Source organism: Robiginitalea aurantiaca (genome assembly GCF_030380815.1).
GTDB classification, from domain to species: domain Bacteria; phylum Bacteroidota; class Bacteroidia; order Flavobacteriales; family Flavobacteriaceae; genus Robiginitalea; species Robiginitalea aurantiaca.
Genome location: NZ_JAUDUY010000001.1, coordinates 241421 through 261625, shown reverse-complemented (window position 1 = coordinate 261625; position 20205 = coordinate 241421). Strand labels below are relative to the sequence as shown.

The following is a 20205-nucleotide window of genomic DNA, read 5'->3' as shown; positions in this document are numbered from 1 at the left end:
CATGTGGAAAGTGACTGATTACCTGCCTGTTTGGGTCATACTTGTAATGCTTTGGAATCCCTTTTCTGCACTTGGACAGGAAACCCTTCCGGATCAAGCCCGGGATACCAGCCAAATAGACACCATTGTCATTCGGGCAGAACAAACCCCAATTGTTATTATTCCAAGAGGGGTCTCCCTGACGAACCCGAGGATTTCATTCAATCAATCCAAGCCCCTGACCAAGCGTCAAAAAAAATTCCGTGTCCCGTCTTTTTGGGAAATAATCAATGAGTTTGACCTGCAATTGAGCGAAGTAGCCTTTGTAAATTGGAATGCAGGGGGGGATAATGCCGTTTCAGCCCTGGGAAAATTCCTTTTTGAACGGAATTACAAATTCCGATACTTTCAATGGGATAACAGCCTGGAGATGCGTTTTGGATGGAACGCCCAGGAAGGCAGGCAATGGCGCAAAACCGATGATGCCATCCGGCTGAGTAGTACGCTCGGATACCGAAACGACACAATCAGTAACTGGTACTACTCTGCCAAGGCAAATTTCAACACTCAGTTTGCAAACGGGTATAAATATCCGGATCGCTCATCACCTATCTCGCGTTTTATGGCCCCGGGTTATTTATTCATGGGAGGGGGAGTCTCTTATATTATGGAGGAGAAAGTATTCAATTTATACCTGTCGCCCCTTACTTTTAAGAGCACTTTTGTGCTGGATGAAGACCTTGCTAATCAAGGGGCTTTTGGAGTGCAGCCAGCGGTTCTGGACGCTGCCGGAAACGTTATTGTCCCGGGTGAAAAGCTCTATGAGGAACTGGGCATTCTGATCACCCATAAATGGGAGTTCCTTTTGGCCAAAAACATTACCTACAACCACAATCTGGCACTATACACTGATTACATCAACAATTTTGGAAACATCGATATTGACTGGCAGGTAACCCTGAAATTCAAGGTAAATGAGTTTATAAGCGCAACACTGCTCGCCCATGTCATTTATGACGATGACATTCTTTTTGACCGTGTAGTAGGAGATGACGGGACCGTTTTAGACCCGGGGGTACCCCGTATCCAGCTTCGGCAGCAACTCGGGATTGGGGTAACCTACAGATTCTGATCCTGAAGCTGTTTTCCGGTTATTTTATTGTGTATGTGTACGGCTCCCCGGTCCGAAAGGGAAGCCACAAATGAGCATGCCTGAAGGAGGGCCGCGTATACAGAGGTGGCTTCGGGCTGACCTTTTTCGATTGGAAGCATGCTGAGGATGAGCTTGTCATAAGAAGACACCTTCCCGTTGAGTTTGCCCACCATTGCCTTTGTGCTCACATCCAGAATGTCCGAAAGGATTTTGTAGCCTGCGACTTCCTTTTCCACCACTTCGGGCGCCTGATAAATCCGGTCAACGCTTAAATTAATGATGTCCTCGATCTGCGCCTTATACCGGCTTTTATCCAGGAGGGCTACATTGAATTCCCCTTTGAGAATCGCCTCTTCCTCCTCCATAAAAATCCGTACTGCGTCCTGAACAAGCGTGCCTATGGCGATTGCGCGCAAATACCCGATTCGGTCGGGCATATGGGGAATGCCCCTGTACTTCTCAGTGTTTATGCGGTCCTTTACAAGTTTTATAAGGTATTCCAGGGCGTATTCTTCGGGGATGAGGCCCAGGTTAATGCCATCTTCAAAGTCAATAATGGTGTAACAGATATCATCGGCCGCCTCCACCAGATACGTCAGCGGGTGCCGGCAAAATCCGATACCTCCTTTGAGGTCCATCGATTTAAGCCCGAGTTCTTCTGCAATTTCACAAAAGGTGGATACCTCACTCTGAAAGACCCCAAATTTTTTGGTAGCAATAGGTCCTCCTTTTTGATGTGGCAAGGATTCCTTTGGATACTTGGTAAAGGCACCCAGGGTAGCATAACTGAGTCGTAAGCCGCCGGGGATTCCCTGACGGTTGGCCGACAGCAGCCGAAATCCGTGAGCGTTTCCTTCAAAACGCAGCAGATCCGCATATTCTTTGGCGGTAAGCGAATCTTTAAACTCCCGACCCGGCCCGATATCAAAAAAACTTCCAATCGCCTGTTCCCCGCTATGTCCAAAGGGTGGGTTTCCTATGTCGTGAGACAGGGCGGCAGCGGCAACAATCGCCCCAAAATCGTTAAACCGATACCCGTGTATCTGGGCAAGCTGCGGGTGCTTCTCCAGGATCTGGGCCCCGGCAAGGCGTCCAAGGCTGCGCCCTACTACGGAGACCTCGAGGCTATGGGTAAGGCGGGTATGGACAAAATCGGTTTTGGAAAGTGGAATTACCTGGGTTTTATCCTGAAGGCTCCTGAAGTAGGGAGAAAAAATAATCCGGTCGTAGTCTACTTCAAACCCCAGGCGGGTCTCGTCCTGTTCGTTTCTCAGTCTTTTATGTGTATCTCCCTCACGCCTGAGCGAAAGGAGCTTTTCCCATTGCATCATACCCTTTTCGATAAGCCCACAATATACCCATTTTTCGGAGTCTCCCCCAAGGTCTTTTGTAATCTGGTAACACAGTCTTAACCTGATAACCTTGCCCTAACATTATCACAAACTGGATTTAATTTGAGGTTAACAGGTCCTTCACAAGTGTATGCGTTCTTTGCACCCGAATATGAAAATTGAATAATGAGATTAGCTCTATTCGTTTTATTTGTTTTTGCATCACTCTTCGGTTACTCCCAGGACACTGGATCGGTTGGCGGGAAACTCATCGACAAGGAGATGAACGATGACCCAATGCCTTTTGCGAATGTTCTGATCAAGGGCACTACAAAGGGTACCACTTCAGATTTCGACGGACTCTACGAAATCGGGGGACTCGAACCCGGTACGTATACTGTCGTATTCAGTTTTCTAGGATATCAAACGGTTGAACTGGATGTTACCATTGAAGCCGGAAAAGTAAGTGAACTCAATGTCCCAATGTACGCCACAGAGGGGGTTTCATTGGATGAAGTTGTCATTACAACTTCAGCAGCCAAGGATTCAGAGGTTGCATTGTTGCTCGACCAAAAAAAGGCGACCGTTATTCAGGAGGCAATAAGCGCGGAAGCCCTGGAACTGAAAGGGATAAACGATGCAGCCACAGCCGTTTCGCAGATTTCGGGAATCTCAAAACAACAAGGCTCCAATAACGTCTACGTCCGCGGGCTGGGAGATCGTTACCAAAATACCACCATGAACGGGCTTTCCCTGCCATCGAATGATGTAAACAAAAAGAATATCGACCTGAATTTATTCAATTCCGGAATCATGGACAATGTTGCCGTGAGCAAGGCGTACTCTTCTTCCTTTTATTCTGATTTTGCAGCCGGAAATGTAAACATTGACTCTAAGGAGTATACGGGCGATGGGTACGTAAAAATCACCCTTGGCAGTGGTTTGAATACAAATGCCTCAGGCCTGGACTTCGTTCGTTCTGAAGGTCCGAGCGCCTATGGTTTTTACAACCGGTACGACAGCAATCCCTTTAATGTTGTCCTGGCCCATGGTGTTGACCCCCAGAGTGCCTGGGATCCCATAAACCTCAACGGATCATTCGAGGCTGGAAATTCCTGGAATATCGGGGAGGAATCCCGGTTGAGCTACTTTATTTCAGGAGCCTTTAACAGCAATTATACGTTCCTCGAGGGACCCGCCGCCGACTTTACAAATGTTCTTAAGGTCAATTTTCCGGCAGTAAACGAATACGCCTATAATACCAATACGACTGCATTAGGGAATCTGACCTACCGGATCAATCCGCAAAACAAGGTAAGCTTTACCAGCCTGTTTATTAACAGCGCATCAGATCGGGTAGGGTATTTTGGGATAAACGGGGAAGGAACCAACAGGGACGCTATCATCACTACGGACGAAGGATTCTATGTCATGAATGTCCAGTTCAATCAGGACATGATTTTTGTAAATCAGCTGAACGGGACCCACAGCTTTGACGACAAGTTGACCTTTGACTGGGGAGTTGGTTTCAACAATGTATATTCGGATGAGCCGGATCGAAAGCGAATCACCCTGGAGAACTACCAGTTATCCCTGGACGATGACCCGAATACCAATCCAGTTTTCTACACCAATATTCCTTTTGACAATCAGCGATTCTTTCAGAGTATTGAAGACGTTGAGCTAAATAGCTTTATGACCCTTGGGTATAAGGCATCTGAAACCCTATCCCTGGATTTCGGTTACAACGGGCGTACGAAAGAGCGTCGATTTAACAGTATTCGTTATGGATACCGTATCGTAGATCGGGACAGCACCCCGATTACCGATGTCAATAATTTCAATGACATCTTCAATGTTCGTAACATAAATATCCCAAGTGGATCCGGTCTTTGGGATCTTATTGTCCTGAACCCGATCTCAAATGAAGTTGGCAATGTCAACAGACCCGGGCTTCCCGAAAATGTCTATCAGGGGAACCTGGATATACACGCAGGGTATATCAATGCCCAGTGGACCCCTACTGAAAAATGGCTGGTTGTCCCCGGAATTCGCATGGAATCCTATTCCCAAAGCGTAGTATACGATGTGATCAATATCCGTCCGGATGACCCTGGATTCCGGGATGTCTATGAGAATATTTTTGTCCCCTCCCTCAATGTCCGTTATGCGCTCAACGAAGACACAAATCTGAGGTTCGGCTTTAGTAAAACAGCCTCCTTTCCGGAATTCAAGGAAGCGGCCCCTTTTGTTTACGAGTCGGTGACCCAGCGCGTAGGAGGTAACCCGGATCTTCTCGGAGGATTGGACGGCAATGGTGCCACTTATTCCGATGTTTACAATTACGACTTAAAGTACGAGTGGTTTATGGACAGGGGTGAAATCTTGTCTCTTGCCGCTTTTGCCAAAACGATTAAGAACCCCGTGAACCGGGTTGTAGCTGCCGACGCCACAGGAACCCAAAGGTATTTCAGGACTGGGGATCAGGCTAATATTCTGGGTGTTGAACTGGAGGCAAGGAAAAACCTCCTCTTGGATTCTAACGACAACCCAATACTTTCCTTTGGCCTGAACGCCTCATATGCCTACACCAATCAGGATCTGAGAGATGTCCCTGCCGGAGACCAGAACACATTCGGAACCTCCTTTGACCGCGATTCGGATCAGTTGGAAGGAGCTTCCCCCTTTATTATCAATACGGATTTAAATTACAGTCCTGATTTTGAAAATTGGCAACCTAAGGCCACACTGGCTTTCTCCTATTTTTCGGATCGGATATTTTCCCTTGGGGCGGGGAGCCTGGGAAATATTGTCGAACAGGCCGTACCCACCCTGAACTTTATACTCCGCAATGAAATCGGTGAACATTTTGAAGTCAATTTTAGTGCCAAAAACCTATTAAATCCAGATGTTTCTCTGGTGCGTGAGAATACCGGAATCGGCGATGTGGTTATTCGCCAATACAATTTAGGGGTAAACCTTGGGCTTACCTTCGCTTACAAATTCTAATTCAATAAAACTTTAAAAAAATGAAGAAGACATTATTAACATTGGGAATTGCAGCCGGCTTGCTGGCTTCTTGTGAGAGTAAGGATACTCCGGATATTGTCATAAACGACAACAGTACGGTTAACAATACCGTAATTAATGGTCCAGGCTCCGGAAATCCGGGTGAGGATGTTGTTGGCCTCAGTGGGGTTTATACTGAGGATCTCACGCTGGACGCGGATACCGAATACCTCGTAACAGGACCTGTCCTGATGGCCAATGGTACAACATTGACAATCCCTGCCGGTAAAACCATAAGGGCTCAACCGGTTGGAGTCAATGCTTATATCGCCATTCAACAGGGCGCGCGGATAAATGCCGTTGGTTCTTCGAATGCCCCCATTGTATTCACATCAAACGCAAGTACGCCAGGGGCCGGAGACTGGGGCGGGTTAGTCATTTGCGGATTGGCCCCAATCAACTCAACAGCCGATGGATCTGATGATACAGCTACCTCCGAAGTTGGGAACCTTTCCTATGGCGGAAATGTCCCCTCTGATAATTCAGGTATCCTTCAGTACGTGCGCATCGAATATGCCGGGGGTGCCATTGATGGGAATGCCGAGCTGAACGGGTTGTCACTCTACGCCGTTGGAAATGGAACCACCATTGATCACCTGCAAGTTTTTGAAGGGTCTGATGATGGGGTTGAATTCTTTGGAGGAACCGTCAATGTGAGCCAGGTGGCCATTGTGAACTCAGAGGATGACTCAATTGACTGGACCGAGGGTTATATCGGAACCCTTAACGACGTCTATGTCCAGCACGGAACCAACCACGATAAAGCTTTTGAGTGCGATGGGTACAATGTTGATTTCAGCAATGAGGGCGGCTATTTCTCTGCTCCAAACATCAACAACGTCACTGTTATCGCCAACGACCCCAGCGAGGCTATACGCCTAAGGGCAGGGACTCAGGGACTTTTCACTAATGTTGTGGTCATCAACTTTGAGGAGGCCTTTGACCTTGACGGGGACACAGGGAATAACCCAACCGGGCAGGGCGTATTGGATGGAGACCTTCGGGTCACAGATGTAACCTTTACCAATGTTACTACAAAATTGAAAAACGATACCGGATATACTTTTGACGAATCAGATTTTATATTCGGAGATGGTAATGGTACCGGGACTGATGTGTCTTCCTGGGGTGCAGGATGGACCGTGGGGATAAATCAATAGAATGGGAGAACATAAAAAAAAGCCGCATTTGAAATGCGGCTTTTTTTTATTCCCTTAATTAATTATTTATTGTTCAAGGCCAGTTTCTCCCCATCCTGCCACTCTCGGACAGCTGCGATGGTGTTAGCGTTATAATCAACTTCCCTTAAGATCTCATTATTCCAGAAAAACCATTTCCCGTCTTTTTTACCGAAGTTATACGAGCCCATGGCTACCTTATTACCCGATTCATCAAAACTTTCCCATTTCCCATGCAGAAGACCGTTTAAATCATATGTCCCTGTTTGGCTTATGGTTCCATTGTCGTGAAAGTAGACTACCTCGATAAGATTTTTATCTTCTAACAAACTAACCTCCCTTTCCTGTTGTGCATAAAACATGAAAGGAGAAAGCAGAAAAATTATAATAAGAGTCCTCATAGTTCAAACTTAATAGGTTAAATATACTTTATTTTTAACCTTAATTCAACTTTTGCTTAACCTTTTCTTTACATTAGAACGTAAGTATTTGATTATTAGTATTTAAGATTTGTTTATGTGTATTGAAGGAGCGATTTTTTTCCTGAAACTTTATGATTACTTAATATTCGGTTTACCATTATATCACCTTAGTACCCGAGTTTTGAGGGTGTTTAAACACACCATGTATTTCATATAAGATCTAGTTTTTGTCGACTTTAATTGTATGAATACGTTAAACTGCCTTGGCCAAGGCAGTTTTTTTATGTCCTGTAGCGACTTATGATAATCCTTTCGTAACATTTTATTAACACTATTTTCGCTCCTTTGCATCAGACAAAAACTAATCTTAATGAAGTCATTATTTCGATTGGCGCTTCTGCTGATCCTGTTTTCTTCCAGCAGTTTAGCTCAGGAAGGGAACGCACCCGTCTTTGGAAAAGGACTCTTCAATCTCGTAGGAAAGGATAGCAGTTGGGCCATGAAAATTGGGCTTCGTATGCAGTTCCTGGCTTCTACTTCATGGCTGGAACTGGAAAACGATGATGCCTTCTTATTAGAACCCCAAAGCAATTTCCTGATCCGAAGGTCGCGACTTAAATTCGACGGCTTTGCTTTTACACCTAAACTGGAATACAAAATAGAGTTAGGGCTCTCCAACAGGGATATGTCCGGCACATCGGTATTCACAGGAAATACACCGCGGTTTTTAATGGATGCGGTGGTGAAATGGAATTTTTATGAAAATTTTGTTTTGTGGGCCGGACAGACCAAATTACCCGGTAACGTCGAGCGTGTCGTTTCTTCAGGTAACCTGCAACTGGTCGATCGCTCCCTTTTAAATGCACAGTTTAATATTGATCGCGATATTGGTTTTCAACTTCGGCACCATATTGATCTGACGGATACCTTTGTCATAAGGGAAATATTTGCTTTTTCCCAGGGTGAGGGCCGGAACGTCACCACCGGAAACCTCGGAGGACATCAATATACCGGACGGATAGAGCTTCTCCCCTTTGGCCTTTTCGCAAAAAAAGGAGACTATTTTGAAAGTGATCTCGAAAGGGAAAAACATCCCAAATTAATGCTTGCAACATCCTACGATTACAATGACAATGCGGTGAGGAACCGCAGTAATTTGGGTATATACATGATTACCGATGACGGCTTTCACGAAACCCCGATTCAAACGCTTTTTGTGGATGCCATGTTTAAATACCGTGGGTTTTCTTTAATGGCTGAATACGCCTCCCGTACGGCAGATGATCCGATTGCATTAAATTCTGACGGCACTCCGACGGGTATCGTGGTGCAAGTAGGGAATTCCGTAAACTTTCAGTCGGGGTATCTTTTCAAAAACAATTGGGAAGTGGCAGGGAGGTACACGTATGTAAACCTGGATGAGAGCATTACGGGAAAAGGTCCTCAAAGTCAGTATACACTTGGATTTTCTAAGTATTTTGTAGGGCATAAGTTAAAAGTACAGACCGATGTGAATTACCTGGATCTGGATGACGACACGGGAACCGTATTGTGGCGGCTTCAATTCGATCTGCACTTTTAAAAAATAACTTTTAGGTAACACCCGGCTCGGGTTTTGAAGAGATCTTTGTACATTGTATTTTCAATCTTATGGACAATATTTATCTACTGATGATTATCGCTTTGGCCGTACTGGCCATAGCAGACCTTGTAGTAGGCGTAAGCAATGATGCCGTAAATTTCCTCAATTCGGCAGTAGGCTCTAAAGCCATTTCTTTCCGCACGATCATGATCGTGGCCAGCCTTGGGATTGCCTTTGGTGCGATCTTCTCAAGCGGAATGATGGAAGTGGCTCGAAAAGGTATCTTCAATCCCGGGGAATTCTATTTTGACGAAATCATGTTCATCTTCATGGCCGTCATGATCACGGACATACTGCTGCTCGATTTCTTCAATACCCTTGGCATGCCCACTTCTACGACGGTTTCCATAGTCTTTGAATTACTGGGGGCTGCTGTTGCCATGTCTTTTATCAAAATCGCGGCCGAGGGCGGTGCATTTGGCGATGTGGTGAACTACATCAACACAGCTAAGGCCACGGAAATCATCCTGGGTATTCTTTTGTCTGTGGTAGTTGCATTTACAATCGGTGCCGTGGTTCAATGGGTGTCGCGATTGCTACTCTCATATGACTTTGAGAAAAAAGCAAAATGGGTTGCCGCCTGTTTCGGAGGAATTGCCCTTTCTGCCATTACCTATTTCATTTTTATGAAGGGGATAAAAGGTACGCCCTTTGCCGGCGAAACCTATGAGATCATTGGCGGTATGAAGATCTCGGAATTCCTTGAAGCCCAGGTAGTATCAATTATCGGGATAAGTGTGGTTTTCTGGTCTATCCTCTCCTACTTACTGACCGCGCTTTTTAAAGTAAACATCTATAAACTGATTATTGCCGTCGGTACATTTGCATTGGCTCTTGCATTTGCCGGTAACGATTTGGTCAACTTTATCGGAGTGCCGATCGCCGCCTACCAGTCCTATGAAGCCTGGAGTGCATCGGGTATCGCAGCAAGTGAATTCAGCATGTCGGTCCTGACTGAAAAGGTGCCAACACCAACGCTCCTGCTTTTCATTTCTGGAATTGTGATGGTCATTACCCTCTGGCTTTCGAAAAAAGCGCGTTATGTGGCTGACACGGAAATCAACCTGGCGCGTGAAGGGGAAGCCAAAGAGCGTTTCGAACCCAATATCCTCTCCAGAAATCTTGTTCGGTTTACCATAATGATGGGGACCTATACACGTACGGTCCTGCCTGAAGCCGTACAGAAAAAAATCAGTAGCCGCTTCGAAAAACCGGTTATCAAACTGAACCAGGGGAAAGTTCACGAATTACCCGCTTTTGATATGGTGCGGGCTGCGGTCAATCTTATGGTGGCAGGAATCCTAATCTCCATTGCGACTTCCTATAAATTACCCCTTTCCACAACCTATGTCACCTTTATGGTGGCCATGGGAACTTCTCTTGCTGACAAGGCTTGGGGAAGTGAAAGCGCGGTTTACCGGGTTGCCGGGGTCCTCAATGTTATCGGAGGCTGGTTCATGACGGCTCTTATCGCCTTTATCGCTTCGGGGACCATATTAACAATAATTAGTTTCGGTAAGGCGACCGCAATTGGAATTCTTTTGTTCGTCGCTATTCTTTTAATAGCCCGTAACTATATTTCCCATAGAAAGAAAAGCCAGGAGCTACGGGCCGAAGATGGTCTCAGACGTACCGAAAGCAGCCATATAATTGGGGTCATTTCAGAAAGTGCGAGCAATATTTCCAAAGTAGTCAAACGAAGCAATAAGATCTTTTCAAATTCTATAAACGGGCTCTCTAAAATGAATTTGGAACAGCTCAATAAGAATAAGAAACAGGGCGCTAAGCTCAGCGCTGAAATTGATGACCTGAGAGATAGTATATTCTATTTTATCAAAAACCTGGATGAGGCAAGCCTGGGTGCGAGTAATTTCTATATCAACATTCTCGGATACCTCCAGGATATGGCTCAATCCCTTGAGTATATTGGCAAGGTCAGCCATAACCATGTAAATAACAATCACAAAAAGCTGAAATACAACCAGATCAAAGAGCTGAATGAAATCGATACGCTCCTGGAAGAAGTTTTAAACAGCACACGAGAGGTTTTTGATAATGAAGATTTTGATAAACTCAGCGCAATCATCGATCGAAAACAGGAACTTTTTGGATTGCTATCCCAAAAAATAGAAAAGCAGGTGGCCCGTACGCGGACAGAGGAATCAAGCCCAAAGAACACTACCCTGTATTTTTCTTTGCTGTTAGAGACTAAAGATTTTGTAACTGCGACGATGAATCTTCTGGAGCAGTACCAGGAGGCTTATGAAGGGACAGATAATCAGAATCCGTTGCCCAATTCGCCCATTAGTTCTTAACGCTCTAATTCAGTAACATTACAAAGGAAGTGCACTTGAATATGGTTCTTGCATGCCAGTTCCTGTCAAGGCTGTATCCTCCTGATCCCCGTAGAGAATTACCGCTACCTCCACGAGATTTTCAATAATACTGTTGAGGTTATCGTGATCATTGACCAGTGAGGACGCCATTTCCGGGGTGATTTTATTTTTCCGAATTAACTTATCGATTCCGAGATTGCCTTCCCGTCTGCTTTCGAGAGCCTGCTCGGACAACTTAGCGAGTTTCCGCTGGTATTCATTTCTATCGGCATCTTCCCGGTAACCCTGTATAACTCTGAACACCTTGACCATCTTCTTTCTGAAGCCGTCGTATTCGTTCAGCATCACCTGATGAGGCTCCCGGAGATAGTGATTCACATTACGGCTGAGCTCGTTGGAATCCCTGATTATTTCAACTATTTTGCGATTTGCATTTTTCAGTTCCGAAATCCGCTGGTGCTGGGACTCACTTAATTCCAAATCACTCTGGGCATGCACAGCGAAGGCTATGATTTCGCTGTAGATGCGCTTTACCTTAATCAAATAAAGCTCCCGGACATCGACCTGCAGATCTTCCCTGGACTTGTGTACCACTTTCTTTGGCTTTCTTTCCGAAAGGATATCCTTTCGGTGAAGGCTAAGGGCATGGGCGACAATTTCAAAAACGGCATGTTCAAAAAGATACCGGGTTTCCCGCTCCAGTGCAACAAGGGCGGTCTCCGGATAATTCAGAGCCTCATTGCTCAGGAACTTAGGTTCCTCCATCGGCCTTTCCGGTTGCACTTTTTCCGGAACGATCAAGCTTACCAACTTCGCCATGGGGTTGATGAACCAGATCATTACAAACGTATTCGCCACGTTGAAAAAGGTGTGGAAAAGGGCGATGCCAACCGGAACAGCAGCCTGATCCGTGTAGGGAGAACCGGAACCCAAACGCTCTGTAACCCAGGCGACGCCCTGGAGGAACGGATAGAATACCGCAAGCATCCATAGGACCCCTAAAACATTGAACAGCAAATGAGCAAGGGCTGTCTGTTTTGCCCTGAAATTGCCTACCATAGCGGCGATATTCGCCGTAATGGTTGTCCCGATATTTTCCCCCAGGACCATTGCAGCCGCTGCTTCAAAGGGAATCCAGCCTTTTGCGGCCATTAGCAGCGTCAACGCCATAGTTGCACTGGAGGACTGAATCAGGACCGTCAATACGGTCCCAACCAAAAGAAAAAGCAGGACTGATCCTATTCCGTGCTGGGTATACCGCTGTAAAAAAGAGAGGACCTCAGGGGTTTTCTCAATATCCGGCATGTTTTCCTTTAGGAATTCAAGTCCGATAAACAGTAATCCAAACCCCACGATAAAGCTACCCCAATACTCCCAGTTCTTATTCTTAAAGAAGGTGAGTCCTACCCCAAGCCCTACAAGGGGAAGGGCGATACTGCTCATGCTAACCTTAAACCCGAGCAAGGTGATCAGCCAGGCCGTTATGGTTGTCCCAATATTGGCTCCCATAATCACACTCAAAGATTCGGTTAATGTCAACAGGGAAGCATTGGCAAAACTCACCACCATGAGTGTCGTGGCAGAAGATGATTGAATTACAGAGGTGATCAGAAAACCGGTAAGGACCCCGAAAAAACGGTTCGAGGTCAGGCCTGCCAAGATGGACCGCATTCGGTCTCCAGCGAGTTTAGTCAGGGCGTCACTCATGGCTTTCATACCAAAGAGGAAAAGGCCAAGGGCCCCAACCAACTGTAAGATATCTGTGAATCCGTATGTCATTCCTTCAGCGGCAAACAGGCTTTTTGTTTATATTATGTCAATTTAACGTTAGAGTAATGTAAATTTATTAAACTCGTGGAAAATAATCCGAGAAATAAATCCCATGCGAAACCTCCTGATCCTGTCCTGCTTCCTCTTTTGCTTTTTTATTGGCAAAAGCCAGGATTTAACTGCTGAAGACCTTTTGACCAAAAGTATTGCCTACCACGATCCCGATGGGGTTTGGGGATCCATGAATGGCGTTTTCACGGTTCGTATGGATACCCCGGACCGACCCGCCCGCATAAGCGAGATCACTATCAACCAGGAATCAGGTCTGTTTCGGCTGTACGTAGAACAGAATGGAGCTACAAAAACCTATGAAGTTTCAGGATCAAAATGTACACTGTTGCTGAACGGAAAGGAGACTTTTTCGGATGCTGAGGCTGAAGAACAAGGCCTGAATTGTGAACGGGCTCGTATGTATCGTGATTATTATTCGTACCTCTACGGACTCCCCATGAAATTAAGGGATAAAGGCACAAAACTCGATCCTGCTGTACAAAAGAAGACCTTTAAGGGCAAAGCGTATCTGGTTTTAAAAGTCACCTACGATGAAGCCGTGGGTAAGGATATTTGGTATTTCTATTTTGACCCTGTTACCTACGCGATGGAAGTCTATCAATTTTTCCACGATGAATCCAAAAATGACGGAGAATATATTCTGCTAAAAGAAATACAAAATGTCTCCGGGATCAAAATGCCCAAAGTTAGGGCATGGTACTACAATAAGGATGACAAGTATCTCGGGACAGATACCCTGATGAATTCCGAAAAAACGGAATAGTCTTATAGCCTGCTTTTTTAGGTAGCATCTTTAAAGATGACAGAGAATACTTCATCCTTGAAGGGGGTTTCCTATTAAATATAAAATCACTTGCTGGGTTGAGAGGTTGGAATGTAAACCTCGAAGGCCGACCCCCCAGAACTGACATCTCACAGGATTTATCGTGCATTTCATCGATTATCCCCCATAAAACATACAACTACAAAGGTTTTTAAAGTAGCTTTAATTAAACTGCATTAGGGCAAATGTCTTCAGAATTCCTAGAAAAAACCTATCTGACAACGCATGAACTGGCGATAGGAACCTTCAACTTTTATGAGCACGTAATTGTAGGGCAGATTCGGGAAGGAATGCAAATCTCAATAGACAATGTCCTCCCCTTGCTCGCCCTGAGTTGGGAAGCTTACCAAAACACCTCAATGGTCTATATTTCGGACCGTAAGTACTCCTATTCTCTGGATCCTACCATGTACTATGAAGTCAAAAAACTGATTCCCTATATGAAGGGTTATGCCTGGGTCGTCCATAACGATTTTAACCGGCAGGTGGCTGAAATCGAGGCGCGATTTCTTCAATGCCCCAATGCGATCCACTCATCCATGTCCGATGCCTTAAAATGGTCCCTGAAAATACTTGAGGATAGCTCCGCGGTATAAATTATACCGTTTTAAACGCTCTAGCGATCTCCATCCGTTTCCAGAAGTTCATACCCCTGATTGATCCCCTTTTCCATGGCGGGAACTCCGCGATCCATCCAGGCGGGAATCGGGTCTCCTTTTAAATAGTGATCAAAGAATTGTGCCATCCGGATGTTAAAGTCCTTTCGGTTCTGCATTTTTAAAGGCCAGTGGGGCTCCCCGTTATAGTTCAGAAACCATGAAGGTTTTCCGAGCCTTCGCAGACTTACAAAAAACTCGATTCCCTGATACCAGGGTACATGACCATCAGCATCGTTGTGCATAATCAGCAAGGGAGTATTGATTTTATCGATGTTGAAAATAGGTGAATTCTCCAGGTAGCGCATAGGGTATTCCCAGGGAGTACCTCCTATCCGGCTCTGCGTATGTTCATACTGAAATTGCCGGCTAAGGCCCGTCCACCAGCGGATGCCACCATAGGCGCTGATCATATTAGGCACAGGCGCACCGGCTTCCGCAGCTTTGAATAAATCCGTTTTGGTTACCAGATACGCGATCTGATAGCCTCCCCAGCTATGGCCCTGTACCCCTATATTTTCACTGTCTACAAACCCTTTTTCTATAAGGGCCGTCACCCCGGGAATAACACAATTGTAGGCACTCTCCCCCGGATACCCAATCCGATAATGCACATCCGGGTTAAAAATCAGATACCCACGGCTGGCGTAAAAGGAATAATTGATTGTGGAACGACCCGGAGAAGGAGCCCTGTGACGGTGTAAGCCGTCTGAGCTTCTCTCATAAAAATTGACAATCATGGGATACTTCTTTGAAGGATCAAAGCCCTCTGGCTTTACGAGCATTCCGTCCAATTGCTGTCCGTCCAGTGAAGTCCATGATACCTGCTCAATGGTACCCCAGCGATATGCATCCTGCTGTGGATTCGCCTTACTGATCTGTACCGGATTTTTAAAATCTGCGCCGCCGACCCACAGGTCCGGGAACACTTCAAAGGATTCTTTGGTAAACATATAGGTGTCCGCTCCTTCTGCTTTAACCGGATAACCGAACCGAAAGGGGCCCTTGAAGAGTTGTTCTGCCGAATTGCGTTTTGGATCGAAGCTCGCATACCCACTGCTTTTATCCCTTTCATCAAAGGTGGTCAGTATCCAAGACTCCCTGGAGTCTATAAAGCGCTGTTCAGGATCCTGCCAAACGTATCGGTATACCGTTTTGTTTTCCCTCCCCTTGGTGAGTCGCTGCGCTGCACCCGTATCTGGATCGAACTTCCACAGATCGTATCTGTCGTAAAGGATCAGGGCCTTATCTTTTTCGGTCCATCCTGCGAATCCATAATCCCTCGGAAGGCTTGGACTGTCGTGAAGCTCATTGTAAAAAACCTTGCCGCGGGTCAGGTCCAGGCGTTTGTCTGTCCCGATATTATACGTAAACCAGGTACTGTCTGTACGCTGATACCCAAAAATATAATCGCCCCCGGGACTTAAATCTACGCGTCCTGAAATGCCTTGTAGCACCTCTTTCCGGGCGCCGCTGGCCACATTTACCACAGCGTAATCCCTGGTAGTTCTTCCCGTCCATTGACGCTCCAGATCATAGGGGGTACTCGTACTGACCAGGGCATAAGGTGCATTCCCTTCATCCCCCAGTTCAATGTCGGGATATGCCTCAGTGGCCAATGGATAAACCTTTCGGGACGGTAAATTAATAGCAGCGGTATAACTCGAAATTGTATCGTTTTTCAGCTGCAATTCCTGAACCGTGTAAAGGCGGGGTTCATCATAGGTCCAAACTTCCACATTCACAATTTCTTCCTCGAGCAGGGAGGTATCCCTTATAATCCCCGGCCTGGCCAGGCCAAAATACATTTTGGAATCGTCTTCTGAGAAGTGAACTTTGGCATATTTAGAAGGCAGTAAGCCCGAAGTTTCCATTCCGGGTCCGGCAATTACTTCCGCAGCTTCGAGCCCATCATTCCAATAATACAAACGGGTTGGGCGGACCTGTACTTTGGTCGTATCTTCATCGGTCACAAAACCGAAGTGTTTTCCGGAATCCGAAAACCCCATTTGTTTGTACTCCGCCTTTTTGGAGGAGTGCAGCAATCTGAGTCGTTCCTTTTCGAGATCCAAAACATAAATACCCGTATCCGATGAATCATTCTCACCCGTAGTAGTAAATGCGAGGCGTTTTGCTTCCCTGGCAAGCACATAATCGGTGACGAACTTAAACGTATCATGACGCCCGGTCTCCAACTCCCAAACCACAAGGTGGTATCCGTTTTTCGCACTGGGTTTTTTCTTTTTCTTCTTTGATTTCCCGGAGTTGGTACTGTCTTTATCTTTCTTTTTGACCTCCTTTTCAGGGGCTACCTGAAAGACTACGTACTCCGACCATTTCTCAGGGACTTTGAAAGAGCGTACCCCTGGTAGTTTTGTCAGGGCACCTTTTTTGAGATCGTAGATCCCAAGGCTGTCCTTGGGGAGGTCATCCTTCTTTACTTTTCGCCTTTTCAGAGCCGCAACACTGTCCTTCCAGGCACGAATGGCAAATACCGCAAACTTTGAATCGTGAGTAAACGCTCCATCGCCAGCCCTGTCATACTCAAAAACCGGGTTTCCGTCAGACTTTTTGATCTTTAGGTACTGGTCCTTCTCCCCTTCTTCCAGACTGTACATGACAAAGGAGCCATCTGTGGAGATTTGCTCGTTTTCGATACTGTTCCAAATCTCAAAGTCAGCGTGATCGAGAATTTTCTTCTGGCCTGACAGCATGCCACAAAACATGAGAAAAACGGGGATAATTTTGGAGTTCATTAGCTCGGTTTATGAATTTGTCAAATATACTACTTCTGTACACTTGAGCCAGACTGGGAAAAGGACTGGGATCGGGAATTTACCGGTAGAAGTTCATCTCGTCCATATACCTCCAGACCGACTCTGGAAGCAATGGCCTGATGTTCTTTCCGGCCTTGTGTTCCCTGCGGATAAACGTCGAAGAAATCTCCATCACCGGGGCGGCAACCCTGTGGATTTTCGGATGATCTTTTAAGGCCTCAGCGATTTTTTGGCCCGAAATCCTGGGATAGACATAAAGCTGGTAGTACTCCAGAATGGCTTCGTAATTTTTCCATTTATGAAACCCATTCAGATTATCCTCTCCCATAATTAATGCAAACTGACGGGAATCCCCATAACGCTCCTGCAAATGGGTCAGCGTGTCGATGGTATAGTTTGGCTGGGGCAACTTAAACTCAATATCGCAGGGTTCGAGTTTCGGATATTCCTGGGTGGCTTCGAGAACCATTTGATAGCGATGATGGTCGCCGAGGAGCGTCTGTTTTGCCTTGAACGGACTTTTAGGGGTGACCACAAACCAAACGTGGTCGAGATCTGAGAACTCCGCCATATGGTTGGCGATAATCAGATGACCTATATGAATCGGGTTAAAGGTTCCAAAAAATAAGCCGGTCTTTTTCATTATGAATCCACCCTGTTTATTCTGCCGGGGTCTTTCCGGTATCTTCCTGGGCGTTTTTTATGAAATCTGCCACGAGTTCATAGGACTCCTTCAGGGCGGTCTCCAGGTCGTGATTGTAGATGATTTCATCAAACTGGGGTGCCGTCGCCAATTCTATGGAGGCTTTGGCGATACGCATGTTGATCTTATCATCACTTTCGGTGCTCCGTTTTTTCAAACGGATCTTAAGCTCGTCCACACTCGGTGGCTTGACAAAAACAGCCAGAGTGCGCTCCGGAAATTTACGCTTAATACGCAGTCCGCCTGCCACATCTATGTCGAAGATCACGTTTTTTCCTTCAGCCCACAGGCGTTCTATTTCTGTTTTCAGGGTTCCGTAGAAATTGTCTCGGTAGACTTCCTCCCACTCCAGAAAATCTCCATTTTTGATGTGATTCTTGAACTCGGTAATACTGATAAAGTAATAGTGTTCCCCATGTTTCTCTTTAGGCCTCCGCGGTCTTGAAGTCGCCGAGACCGAAAACGCCAGGTTGAGTTCGGGAATCGAGAGCAAGTGCCGAACGATAGTTGTTTTCCCACTTCCGGAAGGAGCTGAAAACACGATAAGTTTACCTCCCCTGTTCACAGCACATTCAACATTTGTTCCTTGATCTTTTCGAGCTCATCTTTCATTTGAACTACCAGTCGCTGCATGGTTGCGTCATTGGCTTTTGAGCCTATGGTATTGATCTCCCGGCCGATTTCCTGGGAGATAAACCCCAGCTTTTTTCCATTGGAAGCCTCGGAGTTCATGGTGTTAAGGAAGTATTCCAAATGCTTGTTCAGCCGGACCTTCTCCTCTGTAATATCGTATTTCTCCAGGTAGTAAATAAGTTCCTGTTCAAAACGGTTCGGATCTGCGGCCTCCTGTAGATCGGCCACTGCTTTTTCCAGTCGCTCCCGAACAGCACTCAAACGCTCCGTATCCCGGGCTACGACCTCTTTAAGCAATTCCTGAAGGTTTTCTATCCTCTGGTTAAAGTCCGCTTCAAGGGTTAACCCTTCCTCCGACCTGAAAACGATAAGGGCTTCCAGGGCCTTTGACACAGCCTCTTGAATTTGGGCAAATTCCTTCGGGTCCAGTTCCTCGCGTTCTGTCTTCAAAGTATCGGGAAGACGCAGTGCCATTTCGAGCAACCTGAGCTCTTCACCCTGACTAATCTCACCTAACTGCGCCATATAGTCTCGTACCACACTCTGATTGATCCGGGTAGACGCCTCTTCCCCATTAGATTCTACATAAAGTGAAAAGTCGATCTTTCCCCGGTTAAGGGCCTGAGCTATCGTGTTCCTTAACTCCAGTTCTTTTTCGCGGTACACCTGTGGCACTCTGGCGTTGATGTCGAGACTTTTACTGTTCAGGGATTTTACTTCTACCGTAATCTTTTTTCCGGGCAGCTGAAGCACATGCTTCCCGAAACCGGTCATGGATTGGATCATACCTTTTGGGGCTATTTTGCCAAAGGTAGTAAAATTTGAAAAGGGGGAATGCGTTGAATCCACGGGGCCTGCAAGGCTTTAAATCTTACAAGTGACGGGCAATTCTCCTGCCCGATGGCGTTTCTCAAATCAACGCTCGTGGGGCAAAAAGACGTATTTCATATCCCTAGGGAGTTCATCCAGGACCGTATAGCGTTCTCTCGAAGGGTAGGTCTTACCGTCCCTGTCCTCAAAAACGGCTTCGATTTCATACTTTATGATATTCCATCCCGCCCGGAACTCGAGATCGTACTCCTGCGTATTGCTATACATTTCCTCCTGATTTATGGCATAGGATTCAAAAGTACAGCTGCCTTTAATAGAAGCCGGCTTCGCTACGTAATACCAGTCGACAAAATATCCGGTCTTAAACTCATTACTCATTATATTTTTTATGGACTTCGCAAATTCATCGGAACTGGCTGCGATAAGATAGCCGAACAATCGCTCCTGTTCCATGTCCCCCAGGGCGAACATCCCGAGGGTAGACAAGGCGCTAACCGGCTGATCGGTATCGGTGAATTCCATATTTTCAGAGCTGCACCCAAAGGCCCGGTCCAGCTTTATAAGTGAGGTTGAAAAATCAGAAGAAGATTCCTTTTTGGAGGCTTCAAGTTGCTTTTTTACAACGGAAAGGTAATCCGCATTCAGGGGAATAGCGAAGGTGCCGTCCGATGCAACAGAACCCAAAATCACAGGTGCTCTTAGCCCCCCAATCACATCTCCATTACCGTTACTCCAATCTGCGATCTGGCCGCTGATGGCCTCCTGGGCAAACATTATCCCCCCGGAAAAGATAAGGGCGATAAGTAAAATAATACGGTTTTTCAAATGAA

15 protein-coding genes are annotated in these 20205 nt (G+C 46.1%); 7 read left to right on the top strand and 8 right to left on the bottom strand.

All coding sequences use genetic code 11. From position 1 onward, the window contains the following. Nucleotide 1: 1 nt before the first annotated feature. Nucleotides 2–1111, top strand: a complete 1110-nt coding sequence (locus tag QU605_RS01155) for a DUF3078 domain-containing protein (protein WP_289723422.1) — start codon at nt 2–4, stop codon at nt 1109–1111. Here the strand turns inward: QU605_RS01155 and dgt are convergent. After that, nucleotides 1099–2460 (bottom strand): dGTP triphosphohydrolase, encoded by a 1362-nt coding sequence (dgt, locus tag QU605_RS01150; RefSeq protein ID WP_289723881.1) that lies wholly within the window; start codon nt 2458–2460, stop codon nt 1099–1101. The two genes, QU605_RS01155 and dgt, sit on opposite strands and share 13 nt — an antisense overlap. Nucleotides 2461–2649: 189 nt before the next feature. Between dgt and QU605_RS01145 the strand changes: the two genes are divergently transcribed. Then, a complete protein-coding gene (locus QU605_RS01145; protein ID WP_289723421.1) occupies nt 2650–5472 on the top strand; it encodes a TonB-dependent receptor in 2823 nt (940 codons plus the stop codon). Between the two features lie 20 nt (nt 5473–5492). Then, nucleotides 5493–6692, top strand: coding sequence for a beta-helix domain-containing protein (locus QU605_RS01140; protein WP_289723420.1), 1200 nt, complete (start codon nt 5493–5495; stop codon nt 6690–6692). 62 nt (nt 6693–6754) lie between these two features. On the opposite strand, the gene QU605_RS01135 is transcribed toward QU605_RS01140, so the two are convergent. Continuing rightward, complete coding sequence (locus tag QU605_RS01135) at nt 6755–7111, bottom strand: toxin-antitoxin system YwqK family antitoxin (protein ID WP_289723419.1); 357 nt, start codon at nt 7109–7111, stop codon at nt 6755–6757. Nucleotides 7112–7502: 391 nt separating this feature from the next. On the opposite strand from QU605_RS01135, the gene QU605_RS01130 reads away from it, so the two are divergent. Next, nucleotides 7503–8714: a porin gene (locus tag QU605_RS01130; RefSeq protein WP_289723418.1), complete on the top strand. Its 1212-nt coding sequence runs from the start codon at nt 7503–7505 to the stop codon at nt 8712–8714. 68 nt (nt 8715–8782) lie between these two features. Further along, nucleotides 8783–11089 carry an inorganic phosphate transporter gene (locus QU605_RS01125; protein WP_289723417.1) on the top strand — a complete coding sequence of 769 codons (2307 nt, stop codon included), beginning with the start codon at nt 8783–8785 and terminating at the stop codon, nt 11087–11089. Nucleotides 11090–11107: 18 nt separating this feature from the next. On the opposite strand, the gene QU605_RS01120 is transcribed toward QU605_RS01125, so the two are convergent. After that, entirely contained in the window at nt 11108–12889 is a 1782-nt protein-coding gene (locus tag QU605_RS01120) for a Na/Pi cotransporter family protein (RefSeq protein ID WP_289723416.1), read from the bottom strand. Nucleotides 12890–12992: 103 nt separating this feature from the next. Here QU605_RS01120 and QU605_RS01115 point away from each other — a divergent pair, with 103 nt between their 5' ends. Together QU605_RS01115 and QU605_RS01110 are read left to right on the top strand one after the other, a co-directional pair. Further along, nucleotides 12993–13715 (top strand): DUF6503 family protein, encoded by a 723-nt coding sequence (locus tag QU605_RS01115; RefSeq protein ID WP_289723415.1) that lies wholly within the window; start codon nt 12993–12995, stop codon nt 13713–13715. Between the two features lie 245 nt (nt 13716–13960). After that, the gene (locus tag QU605_RS01110) at nt 13961–14371 is read left to right on the top strand and encodes a hypothetical protein (RefSeq protein ID WP_289723414.1); all 411 of its coding nucleotides are present in this window, start codon (nt 13961–13963) and stop codon (nt 14369–14371) included. A gap of 20 nt (nt 14372–14391) precedes the next feature. Here the strand turns inward: QU605_RS01110 and QU605_RS01105 are convergent, their stop codons facing one another. From QU605_RS01105 to QU605_RS01085, 5 genes are all read right to left on the bottom strand, one after another. Beyond that, a complete protein-coding gene (locus QU605_RS01105) occupies nt 14392–17187 on the bottom strand; it encodes an alpha/beta hydrolase family protein (protein WP_289723413.1) in 2796 nt (931 codons plus the stop codon). A 79-nt stretch (nt 17188–17266) separates the two neighbouring features. Then, nucleotides 17267–17851 (bottom strand): nicotinate (nicotinamide) nucleotide adenylyltransferase, encoded by a 585-nt coding sequence (nadD, locus tag QU605_RS01100; protein ID WP_289723412.1) that lies wholly within the window; start codon nt 17849–17851, stop codon nt 17267–17269. A gap of 16 nt (nt 17852–17867) precedes the next feature. Then, nucleotides 17868–18476, bottom strand: a complete 609-nt coding sequence (gene gmk, locus QU605_RS01095) for a guanylate kinase (protein ID WP_289723411.1) — start codon at nt 18474–18476, stop codon at nt 17868–17870. Further along, entirely contained in the window at nt 18473–19330 is an 858-nt protein-coding gene (locus tag QU605_RS01090) for a YicC/YloC family endoribonuclease (protein ID WP_289723410.1), read from the bottom strand. Before QU605_RS01090 ends, gmk begins: the two co-directional genes overlap by 4 nt. A 129-nt stretch (nt 19331–19459) precedes the next feature. Then, nucleotides 19460–20200 carry a hypothetical protein gene (locus tag QU605_RS01085; protein WP_289723409.1) on the bottom strand — a complete coding sequence of 247 codons (741 nt, stop codon included), beginning with the start codon at nt 20198–20200 and terminating at the stop codon, nt 19460–19462. Nucleotides 20201–20205: the final 5 nt, after the last annotated feature.

What these genes read in the sequence shown, in the direction of transcription:
- QU605_RS01105 (WP_289723413.1), bottom strand. Translation starts at nt 17,187, where the DNA reads ATGAACTCCAAAATTATCCCCGTTTTTCTCATGTTTTGTGGCATGCTG.
- QU605_RS01145 (WP_289723421.1), top strand. Translation starts at nt 2,650, where the DNA reads ATGAGATTAGCTCTATTCGTTTTATTTGTTTTTGCATCACTCTTCGGT.
- QU605_RS01090 (WP_289723410.1), bottom strand. Translation starts at nt 19,330, where the DNA reads ATGATCCAATCCATGACCGGTTTCGGGAAGCATGTGCTTCAGCTGCCC.
- QU605_RS01155 (WP_289723422.1), top strand. Translation starts at nt 2, where the DNA reads ATGTGGAAAGTGACTGATTACCTGCCTGTTTGGGTCATACTTGTAATG.
- nadD (WP_289723412.1), bottom strand. Translation starts at nt 17,851, where the DNA reads ATGAAAAAGACCGGCTTATTTTTTGGAACCTTTAACCCGATTCATATA.
- QU605_RS01110 (WP_289723414.1), top strand. Translation starts at nt 13,961, where the DNA reads ATGTCTTCAGAATTCCTAGAAAAAACCTATCTGACAACGCATGAACTG.
- QU605_RS01120 (WP_289723416.1), bottom strand. Translation starts at nt 12,889, where the DNA reads ATGACATACGGATTCACAGATATCTTACAGTTGGTTGGGGCCCTTGGC.
- QU605_RS01125 (WP_289723417.1), top strand. Translation starts at nt 8,783, where the DNA reads ATGGACAATATTTATCTACTGATGATTATCGCTTTGGCCGTACTGGCC.
- dgt (WP_289723881.1), bottom strand. Translation starts at nt 2,460, where the DNA reads ATGCAATGGGAAAAGCTCCTTTCGCTCAGGCGTGAGGGAGATACACAT.
- QU605_RS01115 (WP_289723415.1), top strand. Translation starts at nt 12,993, where the DNA reads ATGCGAAACCTCCTGATCCTGTCCTGCTTCCTCTTTTGCTTTTTTATT.
- QU605_RS01135 (WP_289723419.1), bottom strand. Translation starts at nt 7,111, where the DNA reads ATGAGGACTCTTATTATAATTTTTCTGCTTTCTCCTTTCATGTTTTAT.
- QU605_RS01130 (WP_289723418.1), top strand. Translation starts at nt 7,503, where the DNA reads ATGAAGTCATTATTTCGATTGGCGCTTCTGCTGATCCTGTTTTCTTCC.
- QU605_RS01140 (WP_289723420.1), top strand. Translation starts at nt 5,493, where the DNA reads ATGAAGAAGACATTATTAACATTGGGAATTGCAGCCGGCTTGCTGGCT.